At 46.9% G+C, this 21,277-nt stretch carries 16 protein-coding genes; 3 read left to right on the forward strand and 13 right to left on the reverse strand.

Features of this window, described 5'->3' with window-relative positions; all coding sequences use genetic code 11:
- Window positions 1–37: 37 nt before the first annotated feature.
- From NV381_RS01935 to NV381_RS01945, 3 genes are all read right to left on the reverse strand, one after another.
- A complete protein-coding gene (locus NV381_RS01935) occupies window positions 38–904 on the reverse strand; it encodes a carbohydrate ABC transporter permease (protein WP_258211558.1) in 867 nt (288 codons plus the stop codon).
- A 36-nt stretch (window positions 905–940) separates the two neighbouring features.
- Window positions 941–1,906 carry an ABC transporter permease gene (locus NV381_RS01940; RefSeq protein ID WP_258211559.1) on the reverse strand — a complete coding sequence of 322 codons (966 nt, stop codon included), beginning with the start codon at window positions 1,904–1,906 and terminating at the stop codon, window positions 941–943.
- A gap of 70 nt (window positions 1,907–1,976) precedes the next feature.
- Window positions 1,977–3,521, reverse strand: a complete 1,545-nt coding sequence (locus NV381_RS01945) for an extracellular solute-binding protein (RefSeq protein WP_258211560.1) — start codon at window positions 3,519–3,521, stop codon at window positions 1,977–1,979.
- Between the two features lie 281 nt (window positions 3,522–3,802).
- Here NV381_RS01945 and NV381_RS01950 point away from each other — a divergent pair, with 281 nt between their 5' ends.
- Window positions 3,803–6,082 carry a helix-turn-helix domain-containing protein gene (locus tag NV381_RS01950; RefSeq protein ID WP_258211561.1) on the forward strand — a complete coding sequence of 760 codons (2,280 nt, stop codon included), beginning with the start codon at window positions 3,803–3,805 and terminating at the stop codon, window positions 6,080–6,082.
- A gap of 864 nt (window positions 6,083–6,946) precedes the next feature.
- Here the strand turns inward: NV381_RS01950 and NV381_RS01955 are convergent.
- From NV381_RS01955 to NV381_RS01985, 7 genes are all read right to left on the reverse strand, one after another.
- Window positions 6,947–8,134 (reverse strand): benzoate/H(+) symporter BenE family transporter, encoded by a 1,188-nt coding sequence (locus tag NV381_RS01955; RefSeq protein WP_258211562.1) that lies wholly within the window; start codon window positions 8,132–8,134, stop codon window positions 6,947–6,949.
- Between the two features lie 398 nt (window positions 8,135–8,532).
- Window positions 8,533–9,498: an ABC transporter ATP-binding protein gene (locus NV381_RS01960; protein ID WP_258211563.1), complete on the reverse strand. Its 966-nt coding sequence runs from the start codon at window positions 9,496–9,498 to the stop codon at window positions 8,533–8,535.
- Window positions 9,495–10,478 (reverse strand): ABC transporter ATP-binding protein, encoded by a 984-nt coding sequence (locus NV381_RS01965; protein ID WP_258211564.1) that lies wholly within the window; start codon window positions 10,476–10,478, stop codon window positions 9,495–9,497. The genes NV381_RS01960 and NV381_RS01965 overlap by 4 nt, the downstream gene beginning before the upstream one ends.
- Before the next feature lie 21 nt (window positions 10,479–10,499).
- Complete coding sequence (locus NV381_RS01970) at window positions 10,500–11,399, reverse strand: ABC transporter permease (protein WP_258211565.1); 900 nt, start codon at window positions 11,397–11,399, stop codon at window positions 10,500–10,502.
- Window positions 11,392–12,339, reverse strand: a complete 948-nt coding sequence (locus tag NV381_RS01975; RefSeq protein ID WP_258211566.1) for an ABC transporter permease — start codon at window positions 12,337–12,339, stop codon at window positions 11,392–11,394. The genes NV381_RS01970 and NV381_RS01975 overlap by 8 nt, the downstream gene beginning before the upstream one ends.
- Window positions 12,340–12,415: 76 nt before the next feature.
- Complete coding sequence (locus NV381_RS01980; protein ID WP_258211567.1) at window positions 12,416–14,071, reverse strand: ABC transporter substrate-binding protein; 1,656 nt, start codon at window positions 14,069–14,071, stop codon at window positions 12,416–12,418.
- Between the two features lie 36 nt (window positions 14,072–14,107).
- On the reverse strand, window positions 14,108–14,938 hold the full coding sequence (locus NV381_RS01985; RefSeq protein WP_258211568.1) for an IclR family transcriptional regulator: 831 nt from the start codon (window positions 14,936–14,938) through the stop codon (window positions 14,108–14,110).
- A gap of 245 nt (window positions 14,939–15,183) precedes the next feature.
- Here NV381_RS01985 and NV381_RS01990 point away from each other — a divergent pair, with 245 nt between their 5' ends.
- Window positions 15,184–16,032 (forward strand): alpha/beta fold hydrolase, encoded by an 849-nt coding sequence (locus tag NV381_RS01990; protein ID WP_258211569.1) that lies wholly within the window; start codon window positions 15,184–15,186, stop codon window positions 16,030–16,032.
- Between the two features lie 19 nt (window positions 16,033–16,051).
- Window positions 16,052–17,284 (forward strand): dipeptidase, encoded by a 1,233-nt coding sequence (locus NV381_RS01995; protein ID WP_258211570.1) that lies wholly within the window; start codon window positions 16,052–16,054, stop codon window positions 17,282–17,284.
- Window positions 17,285–17,366: 82 nt separating this feature from the next.
- Here NV381_RS01995 and NV381_RS02000 read toward each other — a convergent pair whose 3' ends face one another.
- From NV381_RS02000 to NV381_RS02010, 3 genes are all read right to left on the reverse strand, one after another.
- Window positions 17,367–19,211: a glycoside hydrolase family 97 protein gene (locus tag NV381_RS02000; RefSeq protein WP_258211571.1), complete on the reverse strand. Its 1,845-nt coding sequence runs from the start codon at window positions 19,209–19,211 to the stop codon at window positions 17,367–17,369.
- Between the two features lie 43 nt (window positions 19,212–19,254).
- Window positions 19,255–20,139 carry a carbohydrate ABC transporter permease gene (locus NV381_RS02005; RefSeq protein ID WP_258211572.1) on the reverse strand — a complete coding sequence of 295 codons (885 nt, stop codon included), beginning with the start codon at window positions 20,137–20,139 and terminating at the stop codon, window positions 19,255–19,257.
- A 77-nt stretch (window positions 20,140–20,216) separates the two neighbouring features.
- Window positions 20,217–21,188, reverse strand: coding sequence for an ABC transporter permease (locus tag NV381_RS02010; RefSeq protein ID WP_258211573.1), 972 nt, complete (start codon window positions 21,186–21,188; stop codon window positions 20,217–20,219).
- Window positions 21,189–21,277 lie beyond the last annotated feature (89 nt).

The raw sequence follows: 21,277 nt of genomic DNA on the forward strand, positions 1-21,277 counted from the left end.
CACTTTTACGAAACAGAATTCATTCCTTTCATCAGGCCTACCCTTTCACCGAACCAATCATCGCACCTTTGGCAAAATACTTTTGCAGGAACGGATAAATCAATAGAATCGGTACCGTTGCGATTATAATCATCGCCATTTTGACCGTCACGCCAATCTTCGGAGTATCTCCCGACATTGCCGCATCCACGGCATCGCTGGTCATCTGGACCAAAATTTGCCGCAGCAGCACCTGCATCGTCATTTTACTGACATCACTGTTGTACATAACCGCTTGGAAAAATATATTCCACTTGGAGACCGCATAAAACAATGTCAAAGTCGCAATAACCGGAAGTGAAATCGGTACAATGATACGCAGCAGTACTCCGATATCGTTACATCCGTCCATCTTGGCCGACTCCTCCAGCTCGGATGGAAGTGAACGGAAGAAGCTGACCATAATCATCAGGTTAAACACGCTCAGCGCACTTGGAATGATTAAGGACCATAGCGAGTTGAGCATACCTAGCTGCTTAACCAGTAAATAAGAAGGGATAATTCCTCCATTGAACAGCATTGTGAAAAAGGCGATAAACAGCATTACACTTGCACCCTTAACCGTCCGTTTGGATAGCGGATACGCTAGAGTCGTTGTCAGTATCATACTTATGACTGTGCCTACAATGGTTATAAATACAGTATTTTGCAGCGTTTGAATGAACTGACGGTTTTGAAATACTACGTTGTAGGCTGCCGTCGTCCATTGCTTAGGCCAAAACAACAGCTGACCCTCATACACCAAATGAGATGTCGAAAATGACATTACCAATACATTCCAGAATGGAAATATCATCAATAACGCCATTAATCCCAGGAGCGCGTAGTTAATCACTTCGAATCCTGAACTTTTCTGCCTTTTCATCGATTGTCTCCTCCCTGGAAGTTTGTTGAACCGCATCTAGAATAAATAGTTATCACTCGTCTTTTTAGCTAAAAAGTTGGAGCCAAGTATTAGAACAAGCCCTACTGCCGATTTAAACAACCCTACCGCTGCCGCAAAGCTGAAGTTGCCTTGAAGAACTCCGGCTTTAAATACATAGGTATCAAATACTTCAGCCACATCGCTCACCATTGGGTTACCCATCATGTACAGCTGGTCGAACGAAAGGCTCATAATATGTCCAATCCGCAATAACAGCAGCACAACAACTGTGTTCATCAACGCGGGAATCGTAATCGATTTCATCTGATGCCAACGGTTTGCTCCGTCCACACGCGCCGCCTCATACAGCTCGGGATTAATACCTGCCAGCGCCGCAAGGAAAATAATCGTCCCCCAGCCGGCTTCCTTCCAAATGCTTTGCAGCGTAATCATACCCCAGAACAGCTGTTTATCGAGCAGCAGCTGCACCTTCGGAAAGCCCAATGCATGGACAATCTGTGTAACCAGCCCTTCCGAGTTCATCAAGGTGATCGTTAGCGAGCAAATGACAACCCATGATACGAAGTGAGGCAAATAAATTATCGTTTGTATCGTCCGCTGGAACCATTTTAACCGTATCTCATTAAGCAGCAATGCCAATACAATCGGTGTCGGGAAAAATAGCACCAAATTCATTAAACTGATTACCAGAGTATTACGCAAAACCAACCAAAAATCCGGATGCTTAAATAGGCGCTCAAAATGGGCGAAACCGACCCAATCACTATGGAGAATACCTGCAAACGGGTTATAATCCTGAAAGGCAAGAACAATTCCGTACATCGGAACATAATCAAAAAGTAAAATAAAAGCCATTCCGGGCAGAGCCAGCAAATATAAGTAACGGTCCGTCCATAGCTTCTTCCACAGCTTACCGCTCCCAGTGCGGGCAGCGGCCGCCGGTCTTCTTCCTGGGTATGCGGCTTCCGTCCTAGTTGTCATTATCCATCACTCCCTATAGAAAGCTCGGGTACGTGCCGCTGATCTGACACGCACCCCTGTGCTGCTTCATTTATTTACCTGCAGTAGCTGCAATTTCCTCAATCCATTTAGCGCCTTCAAAACGGTCGTACCATTGCTTCACAACGCCATCCCAATCCTTCACTTCCGTATTGCCCATAATGACTTTCACTATGTTGGTGTTGATAAAAGCATCGGCCTCCGCCCTATATTTCGAACCGACAGGGGAGAACGCGAAATCCATAGGTGTTGGGATTTTCAAAAACATTTCTAACATTTTATTTCCATTTATAACAATTTTTTGAGCTTCCTCGGAGTTTTTCTTGCTCACGAACATTTCTTCCGTAGGCTGCATAGGCAATGTTCTGAGGAATGTACCCGGCATATCACGAGAAATCAGCTCGCTTTTCACTTCATTCTTGCCATCTTTTTTCGTAAAATGAATACCTTCGGCACCATACAGGTTGAAAGTTTGGCCTTCTGGACTTGCTCCGAAGTCGAGCCATTCCATAAGCTTTTGCATTTTCGCCGGATCTTGAGCCGCTTTTTTAGAAACGAACAAGCCTCCATATTCCACGCGACCTGTAGCCCCTTGCAGTCCAGCAGGACCTTTTACAGGTTCAAAAGGCATCAGCTTGGCATTCGGGTTCGCTTTCTTAAAGTTATCTTCAAAATCGTTTACACGGGACATGTAATGGAAGAAAATCCCGGACTGACCTTTGCTGACCACCTTGGATTCAGCTGTTTTGCCATCCGTTACCGCGAAATCCGGATCAATCAGGCCATCTTTGAATGCTTTATTCATCCAGGTCAAATATTCCTTGAAGGCCGGAGTCGCGAAATAAGGGATGTATTTACCATCGGCCTGCTTCACCCATTTATCTTGAATGCCGAATGGCTCTTGTAAGCCGCTAACTCCTATAAATGCATTAGCTCCAAATCCAATCTGGATGCCGTACGTATCTTTTTTTCCATTTTTATCCGGATCGTTGAAGGAAAATGCTTTGGCTACATTGTACAGATCGTCCATTGTTTTTGGCGCCTGCAATCCCAAAGCATCCAGCCAATCCTGACGAATCAGTGGAGCATCGCCAGAGGCAACCGGGTTACGCACATTCGCAATCGCATACGTCTTATTTTGATATTTGGTCAGGTACAGATCCTTTTGCTTCTTCAAATTCGGATACTTATCGATGTATTCATCCAACGGTACAATTTCCCCAGCCTTAATCATGCCTACAATAAAATCATCCATCGTTCTCCATGCAAACGCATCTGGAACATCTCCGGACGCAATTTGTACACGGATCTTCTCTTTATAGATTTCCCAGGCATTTACTGTGAGATCGAATTGTATCCCCAGCTTATCTTGCAAATATTTCATCGCTTCATTACTATCTGCCGAGGTACTTGGAATCGTGTTGCCGGAATCATAAGCCAGCTTCAGCTTCACTGGACCTGTTGGCGCTTTTGCAGCCCCACCGGTTTGAGGCTTATCTGAAGTGTTGCTTCCGCAGGCTGCGGTTACTCCTACTAATGCAGTAACCAACAATGTGCTGGCAGCACGTTTCCAGTAAGTCTTGCTATTAACTGTCATTGTTTATTCCCCTTTTCATTTTCAATTGTAAATGGTCTATGTAGATGCTTGCTCTTTTGCCTTCGCCATCAATGTACCTTTCTTCAAGCAGCTTCGGCAACGATCAATTCCGCAAAATAGCTACAAATAGCTCAAATGACCATATAACCAGACGTAAAATCGGGTAAAGCTCCCTTATTGTTTCTCTTTATCATTATTGCCAAATCGCTCATTTGCACAAAATGATACTGTTCATGCTATAATCTTACCGTTATATTTTTAAATAGAAAGGGGGGCGCTCTGTGCGTCTTCAACATTCCAAAAAAGCGCAAACACTCATCATCATGCTGCTTCTGACCTCCCTCTGCATCACAGCCATGGGTTACGCGGTGTACCGGATAGCTACAGATACTTTGGTACAGGAGGTGCAGAGCGCCTACCACGTGTCCTTGCAGCGTACGCAGGATCGAGTCCAAAACTACTTCAAGCAAATCGATCAATCCGTGCTGCAATTCGAAAAGCTTCCCGCCCTGGAATCGCTCATCATGCCGGGAGAAGAAGAAAATAATCTTGAGATTCTAAAGCTGCTCGAAACCATGCTGCGTATGCAAACTTCAATGGATGATGTCGATAATATAGCTCTGTACCGTATTAGCAACAAAAAGCTATACAGCACCAATCACCAGGTTACTGCTTTTCAAGAGGATTATAGGGAGGCTATCGCCAAATTTGAGCAAACCGATAAAAACTACTCCTTTTTTAATTTGACGGTTAAAGAGACTCCTACTACTGTTTATATCCGCAAGCTGCCGATCTTTCAAGGTTCGAGAACACTCTACATTATCATTCACTTGAATCAGCAGTTCTTCGATCATATACTCGGCTCTTCCAATGAAACAAAAGGGAATTATTTCATCTTGGATGAAAACAATCAACTGCTGCAAAACCGCGGAGTCATGGACACCACCCGACTGATGGCTTATGTGGTGCCAGAAATTTTACATGAACGTCGCCCTTCTTCGGACAAGCTGTTCACGGCCTATTTGCCACCTTCTTATAATGGTTGGATATTCGGCTTCGCCACCCCAAACGAGGAGCTTTTTACGAAAATTAACAGCATTCGCAATGTGACCTTTATTTTGGCAGCTGTTTTGTTGATTCTAGCCGTATTAGTTACCATCTTCTCCACAAACCGGCTATGGCGGGGCTGGAAAGATATTGTTTCGCTTCTGGATGAGCCTTCGACAGGCTCTGGGGCGGTAAGTTCAACCAAAAAAACTGCGCATCGGGCCGATGAATTCCAACATATTTACGGTAAAATGCAGCGTATCAAAGAAACGAGGGATGAGCTTAAGGAGCAGGTAAAGGAGCTGACGCCGGAAATCCGCGAAGCCTTCATTCGCAATATGCTGCAAAAGGGGCTGCGGTCTCAGGAGGATGTAGACAAATGCGAACGGTATCAGATAGAACTGCTATCGGGGGGCTACAGCTGCTTTTGTGTGGAAATTGACCAATATAAAAGCATGTCAGGCATATACTCGGAAATTGACCTGTACTACTTTCTTTATGGCCTGTCATTGGTTATTCAAGAAGTTATCGCCGGGAAAGGCAAAGGTGTCGTTACCGGACACGGAGAAGGCCGTTTTCTTGCCCTCCTTTCTTTAGATGACGCAGAGGCTTCGCTTGATACGTACAAAGACTCCATTCATGAGGCGGCAAGAACGATACGCGATTTCATTGAGCAATACTTTCCCTTCACGGTTTCTATCGGCATAAGCCTGTTGAGGAAAGATTACGCGTATTTGAGTCTCTCATCCCAGGAAGCAGAGGATGCATTGAAGCATAAGCTTGTAACCGGGACCAATGAAATTATCCCGATCGAAGAATTCCGCAGAGAGGAATCAGACAGTGGTGCCTCTGCCCTGCCCGTTTCGTTCCGCGAGCTGGAGAATGACGTTATTTATGCTGTGCGTTCCCTTAACCCGGAGCTTGCTTATCGCTACATCGACCGCCTCGGAGAGCTTCAGGGTTTGCGTACCATCAGCTATCAATGGCTGCAGAGCCAGCTGACAGAGATGGTATTCTCCATCCACCGGACTATAGGCAGCACGCTGCGTAAACCGCCTACTGAACCGCTGATGGGCGAGCTGATGCAGCTGGCGACACTGGAGGAATGGATCGCTTGGCTCAAAGCTAATACCGTAGACAAGCTATACGCTGATTTGCAGCAGGAGCATCTGGAGCATATGCTCAAGGTAGCCCAGCAGCTTACCGCATATATTCATGAGCATAATGAAGAAGACCTGCGGCCTGAGGGCTGCTGCAAGGCACTTAATGTGCCGACCTCAATCGGCAAGCAAGCGCTTAAGGAGGTCCATGATACGACCTTCTCGGACTTCCTGCTGCATAGCCGGATTGAGAAAGCAAAAAGCTGGCTGGTGCACAGCGAAATGAGCATTGAAGATATATCCTCGCGTCTGCATTACAGCAACGCTCAAAATTTCTCGCGCACCTTCAAGAAGGCCGTAGGCATGCCGCCCGGCCAATACCGCAAGGATGCGAGAGAACATCTAAAAACCTAATCCTCGCGGGATTAGGTTTTTTATTTTACTCGGGGATTATAGATTTGTGGGTTGCGGGTTGTGCGGGTTGTGATTTTGCAATAACAGTAAATCCTCCTGCTAATTCAACTAATATATGGTTTTAATTATATTTAACTGGAAATTCTCCATCTAAATAAGGTGATATTTAAGATAATTGGGTAAATAGAAGAAATTAGCGGTAGGATTTCCAGTTATAGGGATAGAAATGCCATTAAATTCAATAATTAACATGACATTTTCCAGTTAACTCATATTCTCGTCCCAATATTTCGCTGAAAAGCCACTGAGGATTGTGTTAGGTGATATATCTGAATATTGAGATGGATGGATATCTATACTCGGCGAACAAACAGGCACACACTATTATTCAACTGCGCTACGAGTCAACAAGGTTCACTTTTCCACTTGAAATGTGGCACTTCAGGCTTTTGATGATGTTAGACTTTTGGTGGATACCCGACATCATAGTCACGCCGAATTCACGAGTAACTTGTGTTTTAACATACAATCTTTATTATTCGCGGTACAGCGAGGCATTTAGCATTCAGCATCTAAAGCATTCAGCATTTAGCATTTAGCTGCACTGAACAGAAACCGACCGCCACTTTACATTACACAGGTTAAATTTGAAAAGACTGGATCACTTTTAGATGTCAGGGGCATCATTAACCAAACATAAAGGAACCGAGCTGTCTGAATACGAAATGAAGTACTTAGGTTCAGCCAGTATTGACGCTCCGCCACGAGCGAAATTCCAACGCACAGATCCCGAGCACGTTGTGGAGTTGCATAGCTTTCGGTCCACCCCACACTCCATAGCAAGCAACCTTAGCCTCAGCTAGCCTACTTGCTTACCACTCTGCTTTTTTCCAGAATTGGAGCTACGGGCGATTTGCCTTCACCTAAAATTTTGGCAATAAGCACCCCGCATACAAGCGACCAGACCGGTGCAGCAACACCCAGAAAAGTTACGTTGGATACGGCAATTGCAAAAGCAAACAAGGTGGAATAGCGGTAGGACGTCTCAGAAAAGGCAGATTGCAAGCTGTTCAGCAGTACCCCAACCAGTGTGAAACCGGCAATTATCGTAATAAAATGCAGCGGAAGAATCTCAATTAGCAATACGGTACCCCAAGCAAAAACTCCGAATAAAAGCACAAGACTGCCTGAAACAACAGCTGCCCAGTATCGTTTATGTCGTGGACCTACTTCTTCCTGGCTGCATACGGCGCTCATCATACCTCCCACAGTTGCCGCATGTCCTCCAAAAAATCCGACTAAGCAAGTGGCCAAACCTGAGATGACCAGTACTTTATTAACCGGCAGCTCGTAGTCATTTTTTTTTAACGCAGCAAGAGCTACAGCAATATCATTGCTCAAAATAAGGATGGCTACAGGTATCGTAATGGACACAAAAGCTTGGAGTGAAAATGTAGGCGCTATAGGCTGCGGCCATACGAAAAGGGCCTCATTCAATGGCGGAAATGACGAGCTAACGGATAATCCGATAATTCCGAAAGCAAGCACACCGATAATCGGAGGAATTTTCTGCGAGATTTTGGGCATGACCAGAAAACCGGTTAGAGCGAATAAGCCTATTATCGGCGCCTGCTTGAAAGCAGGAACCATTTTGACAATGTAATTCAATACCAATCCCGCCAGCATGGCATCGAGCATCGGCCTGGGGATGTAACGAAGCCATTTGACAAAAAGCCCCGAGACGCCGACGATAGCAATAACTACCCCCGCCAGCATATAGCTGCCTGCCAGCTCGGATAACGAATAGCCCGCAGCAGCCGTACTTAAAAAGGCAGCAACCGTGATAGAATGAGCACCGGCAATTGGGATTTTATAAATCAACGGGAGAATAAGATTTAACAAGCCTCCAATAAAATAAACGGCAAAAATCCATGAGATCAATTGAGGTCGGCTGAAGCCAGCCGCATTGGCCGTATCAATTATAAGAATAGCTCCTCCCGTGCAAGCCATTAGCGCAGATAAGATTCCGTTAGAAATCGTTTGTGTGTTCAACTTTTACTACCTCCAACAGATGTCGTACTATTTTATCTATAATACCTTAGTTGCAGGGTAAGCGGCAAAAGCTTTTTATCGGTAAATTCAGCAAAAAGAGCAGACCGAATTCATAAATCAACTGCCCTCTGGGATAAAGCGTCTTATTTCAAAAGTGCATTCTGTGTAATACATTAACTGCTGTCATAACAAAGGACATCGGTACACTCATAAAGACCGACATGAGAATGCAAAATAAATAGGCTCCGTTTTCTTCAATGCCATCACCCTCCTCGCAAGATACTTGTCTATGCAAGTAAGTGGCAGGGCGAATGTTAACTACGGCAAAAAGCACATCCGGAAGATGTGCTTTTTCGATGTTATTGCTTATGAACGGTAAGGTTCGTATCATAAATAGGTTAATACAAAAAGCAGGCCACCTGGTGGTCGGGCAAAACTTCTTTAAGCGACGGTCGCTCAAGAGAGCAGCGATCGAAAGCTTTGGGACAGCGTGTATGGAACGGACAACCAAGGGGCGGATTAGCAGGGCTTGGTACATCGCCCTGAAGTATAATCCGCTCCCGCCGCACCGTTCGCTTCGGCTCTGGGGCTGCGGAGAGCAGCGCTTCCGTGTAAGGATGCAGCGGCTTTTGGAACAGGCTCTGCTTGGAAGCAATCTCAACCATGTTCCCTAAATACATCACGCCTACCCGGTCGCTGATATGTTTGACGACCGCGAGATTATGCGAGATAAAAATATACGATAAATTAAATTGATGCTTTAATTCGACCATAAGATTCAGAATCTGCGATTGAATGGAAACATCTAGCGCGGAAACCGCTTCGTCTGCCACGATCAGCTTCGGATTGAGCGCCAACGCGCGGGCTATCCCGATCCGTTGACGTTGGCCTCCCGAAAATTCATGCGGATGCCGGAATCGGTCTCCCGACCGGAGTCCGACTGTCTCCAGAAGCTTGATCACTTCCTGATCGATATCCGATTTGGACGTCTGTCCGTGGATGTGAAACGGTTCTGCGATTAAATCGCGAATCGTCATTTTCTGATTGAGCGACGAAGAAGGATCTTGAAATATCATTTGAAAATCCTTGCGCAGCTTTCGCAGGCTAGCAGGGCTCATTTGCGCGATATTTTGGCCGTTGAACAGGATACTGCCCTCCGTTGGCTCCAAAACCCGCATCACCATGCGTCCCATAGTCGATTTGCCACAGCCGGATTCTCCTACGATGCCGAGAGTTTCGCCCGCATTCACTGTGAACGATACCCCATCAACAGCTTTGACGTGACCAACCGTTTTACGAAAAAATCCCGATTTGATCGGAAAATATTTTTTGAGATCCTTCACTTCAAGCAGCAGTTCGCTCATAGCTTGCCTCCACTCTGGACTAAATCGCAGCGAACGAAATGCCCCGGTTCAATTTCCCGCAATTCAGGCAGTTTTCGGGCACATGAAGGCTGCGCCCTTTCACAGCGTTCCGTAAACCGGCAGCCCGGAGGAAATGCCGCTGCGCTTGGCACCGTACCCGGAATCGAATACAGCACATCCTTCTCATCATCCAATGAAGGGATGGAGGCGAGCAGCGCCTGGGTGTAAGGATGCAGCGGAGTATCGAAAATCGTATCCGCATGTACGCTTTCAACAACCTGACCGGCATACATGACTACTACATGATCGGCCATCTCGGCAACGACGCCAAGATCATGCGTAATCAAGATGATGGACGTGTTCAACTCATCCCGCATTTTTTTCATCAGCTCGAGCACCTGAATTTGGATGGTCACGTCCAAAGCAGTTGTCGGCTCGTCCGCGATCAGCAGTCTGGGCTCACAGACCATCGCCATCGCGATCATAACCCGTTGGCGCATGCCTCCGGACAATTGATGCGGGTACTCTTTTACAATGTGCTCAGCCCGGGGTACTCCAACGAACCTCAGCATCTCTACTGCCTTAATGTTCGCTTCGGCTGTGGAAACCGAACGGTGGCGCAGCAGCACTTCCGTGATCTGCTCACCGACCTTCATTACCGGATTTAACGCAGTCATTGGCTCTTGAAAGATCATCGAAATCCGATTGCCGCGAATTTCCGTCATTTCCTTTTCCGCCAGCTTCGTCAAATCTTTTCCTTCAAACCAGACCTCTCCGTCAACGATACGCCCCGCCGGCTTTGCCAGCAGCTGCATAATGGATAGAGAGGTAATGCTTTTGCCGCTGCCCGATTCTCCGACAATGCAGACGATTTGCCCTTCGTCCACATCTAAATCGACACCGTCCACGGCGCGAATCACCGCGTTTTTGGTATGAAAGTATGTTCTCAAATTGCGGATTTCTATAAGTTTATTCGCCATGACAAGCCCCTCTTTCTGGAGTCACCGCTTTAGCTTGGGATCTAGGACGTCCCGCAGCGCTTCACCCAGCAGGCTGTATGCCAATACGGTTACCAAGATGAGCACTCCGGGATAAACAGCCAGCTCGGGTGCAGTCCAAATGTAATTCTGCGAATTCTGAAGCATATTCCCCCATGAGGCAAGCGGCGGTTGAATGCCGAGTCCCAGGTAAGACAGTCCTGATTCGGCCAATATCGCCCACCCTATCCCAAGTGTCGCCAAGACGATAATGGATGAGAACGTCTGTGGAATGACATGCCGGAACAGGATGCGCCAAGGGCCGGCGCCAAGCGTTGTTTCAGCTTCAACCAAGCTGCTGCTGCGCCATTTCAGCACTTCGGCATGCACGATTCGAGCCATCTGAGGCCAGTAGGTCAGGCCAACAGCGAATATGACGACCGGTGGGCTATTCCCGAATGAAGTGATTTCGATCAGAATGAGAAAAAACGAAGGGATCGAAAGCATCATGTCCACGATGCGCATAATGATGTACTCTGTAGTGCCGCCGAAAAATCCCGCCATCGAGCCAAGCAAGCCACCAAGCACAACGGCAAGCGCCATGGCTGCAAGTCCAACCATCAGCGTAATTCTGCCTCCGGAAACGATCCTCGCCAGTTCATCCCGGCCAAGCTCGTCGGTTCCAATCCAGTGTGCGGCACTTGCAGGCTGCGTGACCGCCAGCGGATCGGTATCCGTAGGTGAATGACTTAGAACCCACGGAGCAATAAGTACAAAAAGATGCATAATAAGCAAATAAGCTAAGGCTATTTTCCCAAGAACGGATAAGTTTCGGAGAGTCTTCTGAAAACCTGTCATCATTCCTGGGGCGGCTACGGATGCGTCGGTCCATTGTTTATCTTGAACAGCAGCCAACTTACTCATAGCGTATTCTCGGATCCAGGACGGAATATAAAAGGTCCGTCACAATATTAGTAATGATTACAATCGTTCCTACCATTAAGGTTAAGCCCATCACCACGGTATAATCACGATTGGTTGCTGCCTGTACAGCCAATCGACCCATTCCAGGCCAGCCAAACACATTCTCCACGACCACCGAGCCCCCAAGCAAAATCGGAATGATAAGCCCGACGATAGCTGCGATCGGAATGAGGGCGTTGCGCAATGCATGCTTGAAAAAGACGCTGAAGCTTTTAAGTCCCTTTGCTCTGGCTGTACGTATGTAATCAAGATCAATGACGTCAACCATAGCTGAACGGGTAAATCGGACAATATTCGGCAGCATGAGAATCGATAAAGTCAGCATAGGCATTATCATATGCTTAGCCAAGTCCCCCAACGAAAAGACGCTGCCCGCCGTAATCATACCGGAAGGCGGAAGCATTTGGTACGTCACGGCAAAAATGATGATCAGCAAAATTCCCAGCCAAAATTCAGGAATGGCCATGCCGAAAGTAGACATAAATGTAATTAACCTGTCAAGCCAGCTCCCCCGCTTCACCGCAGCGATAACACCTAGAGGAATCCCAATCAACAAAGTAAAAACCAATGTCGCTGCTGACAGTAATACCGTATTTGGAAACCGCTCAGCGAGTAAAGTTGCAACAGGCTGTTGGGAATCAAGTGATCTCCCCAAATCGCCTTTAACTACACCACCCAACCATTCGAAATATCGTTGAACAACCGGCTTGTCGAGGCCGAGCTGCTTTGTTAGCGCTTCCCTTTGCTGCGCAGTCGATTCGAAATTCATGATGGCCGAAGGCCCGCCGGGAGCCAGGTTGATGAGGAAGAAGGTCAGGATCGACACAAGTAAAAGCGTGATAATTCCTTGACCGATCCGTAAAGTAATAAATCGGGACACCAGGCAGCTCCTCCCTTTTCTTCCGGGGCGCAAGGTACGCAGAATTCATTACCCGCACCCTGGTAAGAAAGTATTGTTATTTTTGAATCGTCCATTCCGTAATATGATCCTCAGCTACAATGAAGGTCGTTTTGGGAACCGTTAAGCTTTTTTGTGTAGCCACGGCCATAGTAGGATACCAGAGGTACAGATAAGGCAGCTCTTCTGCAGTTAACGTCTGCACATCATTGTAAATTTTTACCCGTTCTTCCGTAGTTTTGGCTTTACGTCCATCCTCAAGCAATTTATCGAGTGCAGCATTTTTGTAGCCTGGGATATTGTTGCCTTTACCTGCGGAGCTGCTGTGATAATAAGCTAGAACATCCGGATCGACCGGTGCGCGCCACCAGCAAAGTGTTGCATCGTATTGACGGTTTCCGACTACCTTCTGCACGTAAGTGTTCCAGTCGATAACCTGAAGATTAACTTTCACGCCAACCTTTTGCCAATATTGTTGAACCAGCTGAGAGGCTTGAACCAACACGCCGTATTGTCCGGCAGGCATATTCACCTCGAGCACCTGGCCATTCTTTTGCATGAACCCGTCCGCACCCGGCGTGTATCCAGCTTCTTTAAGCAACGATTTGGCTTTCTCCGGATCAAATGCATAATTCTTCACGTTCTTGTTGTAATATTTCTCCTGAATCGGTGCGAGTGGTCCGGTTGCTACTGAGCCGTAGCCTTTCAACACTCCCTTGATGATTGACTCTCGATCGATAGCATACAATAGAGCTTGCCGAACTTTGACATCACGGAAACGCTCCTGGGATTGATCCAATGCGATCCAGAAATAGTTGTTATCCAGCACTTCATTGACGTTCAGATTCGGATTCGACTTCAATTTCTCCAACAGGTTCGGATCCTGTACGTTGATCATGGAAAGCGTACCGGATAGCAGCTGTGCGATTTGTGTGTTGTTGTCCGGAATGATGTTGAAGACGATCTTGCTGAATTTGGCGCCGCCGCCGTAATAATTGGGATTACGCTCCAATTCTACGAATTGGCCCGCTGAATATTTGGTGAGAATAAAAGGTCCTGTGCCAACCGGCTTCTCTTTGTTGAACGTAGTCAGCTTCCAAGGGTCTTGTCCCTCAAAGATATGCTTGGGCAAAATTTTGGCGTACCATGCCAAATAATTCGGCAATGAGGACCAAGGCTTCTTAAGCACGAACTGCACTTGAGTTGGACTGACGGCAACAACCTTATCCACATCCACGAAGTTAGATGAGTTGCTGGCACCTAGCTCTTTCTTCAGAACGATTTCATTAAAAGTGTAGACGACGTCATCGGCTGTGAATGGTTTGCCATCGCTCCAATTGACATCTTTCTTGAGATTGAACGTCCAGCTCATGCCATCGTCAGCCGGTTTCCAATCTGTCGCAAGAGCCGGGACCGGCTGGTAATCGGTGCCCCATTTCGTTAAGCCGTCAAACAAAATTTCCGTAACAGGCTGGGATTCTGCGAAGCCGGTAGGGAACCATGGATTGAAGTTAGGCTCAGCGTTAATGGCCATATTTACTGTAGCATTCGAAACTGCGGCCGTAGCCGCAGGTGCAGGCGCAGCCGAATTATTCGGCGCCGGACTGGGAGCGCTCGAGCCCGCGTTAGGGTTGATGCTGCAGCCAGAGATGGCCAGCACCCCAGCCAGAAGACAAGCGATTGTAACGGTCAATAATGGTTTGCGTTTATGCATGTGTACATTATTCCCCCTTATAATGATAAATGGATTTCACTGTGGTTCATCGAGTCGTCGGGTTGGAAAATAACCGAGAATCCTGGAAATCTTGTTGGCTGCTTCGACTGTTATTTGGCCCAACATAGGTATGTCGTCCTGGCTTACTCTAATAGTCGGCCCGCCGGCGCTAATGGCAGCAATCAATTTGCCGTTCTTGCCAAAGATCGGTGCTCCTACGCCAATAGCTCCTGCTTCATAATCTTCATCGCTAATGCTGTAACCCCTCTTGCGAATTTGATCCAATTCGATACGCAGAAGATTTGGATCCGACACCGTTTTTTCTGTCATTTTCTGATAGTGCGGAACCATGCTTAATACCTTCTCCTGTTCCTCTACAGGCAAGTGTGCAAGCATCGCCTTCGGACAAGCCCCCGCATGCAGAGGCATCCGTTCGCCCAGACGGGACATTAAACGCAGTCCTTGCTTACTGTGGCGTCGGGCTATGATGGTGGATTGTCCCTCAAGCAGGCAGCACAGATTGACGGTTTCACCTGTAGCTTGCTGCAACTGTTCCATAATCGGCTGAGCCAGCTCCTCAAGCGGAGCGTCATGCTCAACTGCCATGGATAAGTTATATACCATTGCTGTAACCAGGTACTGCCCCCCTGCTTCCATCCGCAGAAGGCCAAACTCCTCAAGTGATTTCAAGCTGCGAAACACCTGGTTTTTGGACAATCCCGTCAAACTTTCCAATTCTCCAATAGTGAAACGGTAAGGCGGCTCACAAAACGAAAACAACACCTGCAGCGTTTTCATAACTGACTCGATGGCGTATCGGGATTCGCCAGTTTTACGTTCAGTAGCGGCAGGCAAATTCTCTTCCAAAATTCAAACCCTCCTTAATCTTAAACCTTATGTTTTGATTTATTTTAAACGTTTTCGTTTGATTTAGTCAAACAGTTTTTATTCAATAAAATAATATTTTGCAGGATTTTAGAAAATAACGTAGAATTGAACTGTAATGACTGGTGAATTCCACCATTATTTTAGTTTTTTCGTTTTTGTAATCAAACTTGTTTTATTTTCAACTAACAAAGCAGGACGATTTCTAACGGAAAGGAAGTAGGTACATGCTTAAAAAGATGAACATAAACGGCGTCACTCTTTATGTTGAGGATCAAGGCGAAGGTCCGGCGATTATTACTCTTCACGGCGGACCGGGACTCGGCTCTAGACATGGGGACGCCGCCGTCTATGGAACGTTTGCTTCCGAGGGATATCGTGCGATTTCCTATGATCAACGGGGAAACGGCCAATCGGAAGGCGCAGAGCCATACAGCCACGAGCAGTTCAATGCCGATACAGAAGCGCTGCGCACTGAGCTCGGATTAGGTAAGATCATCATAGCCGGAGGTTCTTATGGCGGGTATTTGGCTCTTGAATATGCCCTTCGGTATCCAGAGAACGTAGCCGGCATTGTGCTTCGCGATACGGCGGCTTCCAATGCTTACCGGTATACGGCACATGAACGTGCGATGAAAAGCGGCCTTCCCGGCATTACACAGGAGCTGTTGGACCGGCTGTTCAACGGACAAGCCAAAGACAACGACGATTTCCGGTCGATGTATGCGGCTATTCTACCATTGTATTGGGTCAAGTTTACACAGGCCGATTTGGACAACCATCTTAACTCGATCATTTTTCGTTACGAAACCCACAACTGGGCATTTTCCCATAATCAGCCCAATTTCAATATCGTCGACCGGTTGAAAACGATCCAAGCTCCGACTCTCGTTCTATGTGGACGTCATGACTGGATTACGCCGCTTGAAGCATCCGAGGAAATCGCCCGTGAAATCCCGAACAGCCGCTTGGTTGTATTCGAGAATAGCGGTCATTCCCCACAGAATGAAGAACGCGAGAAATTTCAGGCGGAAGTCCGTCGGTTTTTGAACGAAGTTGTACCTACTTCCAAATAATGAGAGGCGTGATTACATCATGAATAAAAAAAATTACCGCGGTTACCAGTCGTATCAATATCTCGAGCCAGGCGTAGATTTCAAGAGCTTTGAGCTTGTGAAGGAAACAACGCTGTTCCCCGAATATATTGTTCCGATAACTGAAGATCAAGAAGCACGAGTACAAAACATTCTTGCCGAAAACATCGTCATCTCGCTACATGAACATACGTTCAAAGCGCCAGCCAACCTGAATGAATTTCTGGAATTCCGCCGTTGGGGCCGTGATTTCACCGGATACGAAGGGTTATCTCGCTCCGGGCTGGACTGCGTGTTCGATAATTTGATGAACGGCACCGCTATGATCACCTCACGCGGGGGCTGGAAGTGGGACGATATTCTTTACGATCTTGGCATGCGTTTGAGTGATATCGCCCATCAGGATATGGTCATCATGGGCTTGACCACGGATGACATTCGCCGTGCCAAGCAAAACGGTCAAATCGCATTCGTTGCGTCTATTGAAGGGGCCAGCATGATCGAGAATGAACTTGACCGCCTCGATATTCTTTACGGCTTCGGTGTTCGCTGCATGGGGATCGCCTATAGCGAAGGCAACGCCCTTGGCATGGGCTTGAAGGAAAAAAGCGGCGGATTAACGGAATTCGGCAAGCAAGCCGTACGCCGTATGAACAAACTCGGCATGGCCATCGATGTTTCTCACTCCAATGACCAAACCTCTCTAGATACCATTGAGGTGAGCGATAAGCCGATCTTCATCACACATGCCGGAGCTCGTGCTCTGTGGAATACGAACCGCCTCAAGCCGGACGATGTCATCAAAGCTTGTGCGGCCAAAGGCGGAGTTATCGCGATCGAAGCAGCACCGCATACAACAATCACCCAGAACCATCCCAAGCATAACATCGAGTCCTTCATGGAGCATTTCGAATACTGCGTCCAGCTTGTAGGAATAGATCATGTTACATTCGGACCCGACACGTTGTTCGGCGACCATGTTGCTATACACAAAGCGCTTTCCGAAGCGCTGTCGCTTTCCGCGTCCAAAGGCAACATGCCCTATGAGAAGGTGGAATATGTGGAAGGACTGGAAAATCCCGGCGACTGCTTCCCGAATATCGTTCGTTGGCTCGTTAAGCATGGCTACTCCGATCAAGATATCGCCAAGGTGATCGGCGGCAATACGATGCGGGTATTGGAAGAAGTATGGTGCGACCCGAAGAAGCAAGGCCATGGACCGAATCACAAGTAAACAATGGATTGTGAATTCCTTACTAATAAAAGACCTCCGATCCCCGTTGAATATTGGGATTGGAGGTCTTTTCATTATACTTTTATGAGCTAACTTTCCCCGATTTCGTAATCCGAATCACACAGCCACCATTAACTTTAAGCGGAAGATGCAGCGTATCGTTGCAGGTTACCGTTTCCTTGCGCACCGTGATTTCAGTGGAATGCTTAAACCGGTAATGATCCAAGGGACCGAAAACCTCCTCGTAGATCTCCGCTTCATAAGCTCCCCCGCTCTCTAGAAAATCAAGGGAGATATGAGCCTTTCTTCCTCCAGCGGCACATATGGAGCCTACGAACCAATCTTCCCCGCTTCTTCTGGCCATTGATACGAAACGTCCAGGGTAGCCCTCAAGCAGAACGGTTTGATCCCATGCCGCCGGAACCTGCTTCAAGAACGGATTCCCGATGCTTTCCTCATACGCTTCAATTGAATCAGCAAAATTTTGTACGGCCGATTCGAAAATAACCGCCAAAGCCATTTGATGGCAATGCCCTGTACGAGTCAGCCTTGAAAAAGTAACCGGCGTATAATCCATTGCCCCCACGACGTTGCGGGTGAACGGAACTGTGCAATTATGAGCTGCGTTAGGCCCTTCGTTCCAATCATTTTTCCAATATTCAGCTCCGAGAATCCCTTCTCTGGTCATGACATGCGGCCAACGGCGCTCCTCCCCGGATGGTTTGGTGGAGCCATGGTAATTGATCATTAGCTTGTATTCCATCGCAACGCGGGCAATCATATCGTACACTTGGATTCGCTCTTGAGCATCGCTGTCGAAGAAATCAACCTTGACCCCTTTCACTCCCCAACCAGCCCATAGCGCGAGCTTCCGTCTGCATTCATCTTCCTCTTTCAAATTTTTGAAATGGGACCACAGCCAAATGCCCACCCCTTTCGGTTCCGCATACTGGATCAGCTCTGGGACATCTGTAGTGCTTTCCTCGCGATCCCAACCACCGTCAACAAGCGAATATTCCCAGCCCATCTCAGCGGCAAAATCAACAAAACGCTTTTGTTTCTCCTGATCTCTCGGGGACATGCTGTCCGGATGCCAAGACCAAGCGGAGCGGCCCGGTTTGATCCATGAAATATCTTCGACCTCCGAAGGCGGGTTCAAATGGAACACCAAAGTGGATTCCACAATAGCAGCCAGATCGCCGCCGATGATCGCAGTTCTCCAAGGTGTGGCAAATGGACCCTTCGTCACATTCGGCACTGCCTGATCCGGGGCGAAGGCAAGATCGAGCGTACGCACCTTCTCTCTGCTTACTTTCACATGAGATGCGCAGTATTCGCCAAATACGGCTGCTTCCGTCAGCAGCATCCAGCCGTCGTTGCCCACCTGGAACAGCATCGGGAAGGCGTAATCCTCTTCATCCATAAGCTCAAGCATACTGTGATCATAAGTTCGCTCATAACATTCCATGAACTTTTGTGCCCACACATTAACAAGTGTCTCCTGAGGCAATACAAATTCGGTAGGTTCAGAAGTAATCTGTATTTCTCCTTCTTCTGGAAGCTGATAGCGAAACGCAATGCCATCGTTATAAGCACGGCATACCAACAGCAGCTCATGCCCGTTTTTATCCAAGTTAAGAGTCAACTCGTTAGCGTGATTTAAATAATGACTAGTTTTGCCATGAGGCAGCTTGTAAGCTTCATCAATGATAGTATGGACAGCCTTATTGAACGAGAGTCCCTCCGTATAGCTCTCCCTCTCCGTCACGATCCCTAGAGAAGAAAACGCCAAAATAGACTTTCCAGCTCTATCTACCGTATACCCCAGCTTTCCTTGCCCATCCAGCGCTACAATGAATTCAATGGAACCATCCGGAGATTGAAGTGACCAGCTTTGCTCTACTAATGATCCAACCGTTTGCTTCATAATTCAATAACCCTCCCAAGCTTATATGATTGATTCGCAGCATTTATCCCTTCAAGGAACCGATCATGACACCTTTGACAAAATGCTTTTGCACAAAAGGATACGTGATAATCAGTGGCAAGCTAGCAAAAATAATTAAAGAATATTTCAACAGCTCGTTCAAATACAGCCTTTGGTTCTGATCCGCTACATCCAATGTCAAATTGTCCGAAGTATTTAACAGCAATATTTCTCTCAAAAAAATTTGCAGCGGATATTTGTTTTTGTCCGACAAATACAACAAAGCATCGAAAAAGCTGTTCCAATGATCCACTGCATAAAATAAACTAATAACAGCGATAATTGCACCCGATACAGGAAGCACGATGCTCGTCATAAAGCGGAAATTACTGCACCCGTCGATCTTCGCTGACTCGAGCAATTCATCGGGAATATTACTGCGAAAGAAGCTCATAGCTACAATAACATTAAAAACGCTAAGTGCATTCGGTATAAGCAGCGCCCATCTTGTATTGAGAAGACCCAGATCCTTAACCAGCAAATAAGTCGGAATCATTCCACCGGAAAAAATCATCGTAAATGTAAACAATAACAAGATAAACTTGCGGCCAGACAAGTCTTTCCTGGACAGCGGATATGCAGCTGCAATAGTCAGCACAACATTAATACAAGTGCCTATAATCGTATAAAATAAACTGTTCGCGTATCCCGTCCATACATTTTTGTACGCAACAACCGCTTTATATCCTTCCAAACCAGGCTCCACAGGCAGAAGCCATACTCTCCCTGACATCAATGCCCCAGGCGAACTGAAGGAAGCGCTGATAACATAAATGAGCGGATACGAGACGGCAAGCAATATGATAAATGAAAGGATGCTAATCAGGATGGTAAACATTTTATCACTGCCGATCCTCTGTTCTTTCATCTTCTTCCCTCCTTGTAGAGCTTATCTTACTTGCATAAAAAGCTGAAGCTGGCATCGCGCAAGCAGGAGCCTCTGCTTTACCATAAGCTGGTATCATTCACCTTTCGGGCGATGCGATTGACCGCTATGATCAGAATAACTCCAATGATGGATTTGAATAGACCAATGGCAGCAGCGTAAGAAAAGTTCGGCATACCGGAAATGATGCCCACTTTATAAACATACGTATCAATGACTTCCGATGTCGATACATTGAGTGGATTTTGCAGCAGCAGCACCTTTTGAAACCCGATATTCATGATACGGCCGACATCCATAATAAGCAGGATAACGATCGTCGGTAAAATCCCGGGAATGTCGATATGCCATATCCGTCTCAGCTTGTTAGCCCCATCCATCCGGGCAGCCTCATGAAGCTGCGGGTCGATTCCTGATAAAGCCGCCAAATAAATGATAGAGCCCCAACCAGCTTGCTGCCACACTCCAGAGAACACATAGATGGATTTGAAATATTCAGGAGTTCCCAAGAAGTTGATCCGTTCTCCACCTAATGCCACAATCATTGTGTTGACAAGACCTTCACGTGAGAGCAGCTGCACGATAATGCCAGCAATAACTACGATTGAAATAAAATGAGGCGCGTAGGTCGTCATTTGCAGCAGCTTTTTAAACCTTTTACTCGGTAAATAATTAATACATAACGCCAAAATGATCGGGGCGGGGAATCCGACAACAAGGTTATAAACGCTCAACGTCAGTGTATTTTTCAACACATTCCAGAAATCATACGAGTTGAAAAATCGTTGGAAATGTGCGAGCCCCACCCACTTGCTGTTAAAAACGCCCTGGACCACATTATAATTTTTAAATGCGATGACAAGACCTGTCATGGGAACATAATGGAATACAATTACATATACAAACGGGATTAAGAGCAGCGAATAGAGCTGCCAATTCTCCCTGATCTTTTTCAACTTTTTGAGCCTGCTATTAGCTGAAGCAGGGACATTGGCGGAAGGATGCAATTGGGTTTTAGCTTGATTCAACATTCGGAATCCTCTCCTTTGGGTAATTCTCCGAAGATCACAAAGTAAGATTAACGATGCAATCCCCGGAGTCGGAGGCCCTGCTCATTCAT

It is taken from the genome of Paenibacillus radicis (ex Xue et al. 2023) (assembly GCF_024722015.1).
Taxonomy (GTDB): domain Bacteria; phylum Bacillota; class Bacilli; order Paenibacillales; family NBRC-103111; genus Paenibacillus_S.